Source organism: Wolbachia endosymbiont of Drosophila incompta, from assembly GCF_001758565.1.
Classification (GTDB): Bacteria; Pseudomonadota; Alphaproteobacteria; order Rickettsiales; family Anaplasmataceae; genus Wolbachia; species Wolbachia pipientis.
Map to the genome: position 1 here is coordinate 1,217,264 of NZ_CP011148.1, position 977 is coordinate 1,218,240.

The 977-nt window shown below is 34.1% G+C and carries 1 pseudogene; it reads left to right on the top strand.

The features are described 5' to 3' along the window. Positions 1–673: 673 nt before the first annotated feature. Positions 674–977, top strand: a pseudogene (locus WG67_RS07380) (ATP-binding protein); the annotation flags it as partial.

Consider the following 977-nt stretch of genomic DNA (forward strand, 5'->3'; position numbering starts at 1 on the left):
AGGAGGACGTTATTCCAGTGCCAAGCACTGACCATTTCTGGTCTCTTAAATTGCAACTAATCTAAGTATTAAAAAATTTACCAAACGAAAAAAAAGGCAAAAAAAGCCCGATGGTTGGCTAGTTACTTACATTATACTTTCAAGTATGGCGTTTTTTTATTCTAAACGCTTAATAACCGTGACTCAGCCGCTTTTAAGCCGCAACTAATCTAAATTATAAACGTTAAGAAATTTACTAAACAGAAAAAAAGGCAAAGAAACCCTAGGGTAGCTAATTATTCACTATCCATTTTTTAAGTTGGCGTTTTTTGATGTTTTAAATAGCGTATTCCAGCTTGTGTAGCTAGAAATTTGATAAAGACATGAGGTGCACATAGTGCAAAAAATTAAGCATGATTTACGCCAAATACATTAAGTTTTTTTGTCATTAATCCACTGCAGAGGTTGCGAAGATAAATAAATAGCTTCAGTTTCATGATAAGGGGACTGGCGAAGGGTGTCAAGGAAGTTTTTCGTTTCATCCAATGCGCTGCCAAAAGTTTGTTATGCAAGAGATCCCATAAATTGGGTGTCATAATAACTACACCCACATTAATTTTGGTGTACGTGACCTTGAAAGATCGTGATTCAATACTTAAATTATTAGGGTAGTAGGCAAATAATGGAGCTCAAAATGCATAATGTACAAGAAACTGAAAATTTAAAATTTGACGCTGAGGTAGGGAAAGTACTGAATATAGTGATTCATTCACTTTACACCAATAAAGACATTTTTCTGCGTGAATTAATATCAAATGCATCAGATGCATGTGATAAGTTGCGCTATGAATCTCAACTAAACCCTAATTTGCTAGATTTGAGTGACGAATTAAAAATCACTATCAGCTCCAATAAAGATAAGAACGAGCTATATATCACTGATAATGGCATTGGAATGAATAGACAGGATTTAATAGACAATCTTGGTACAATTGCAA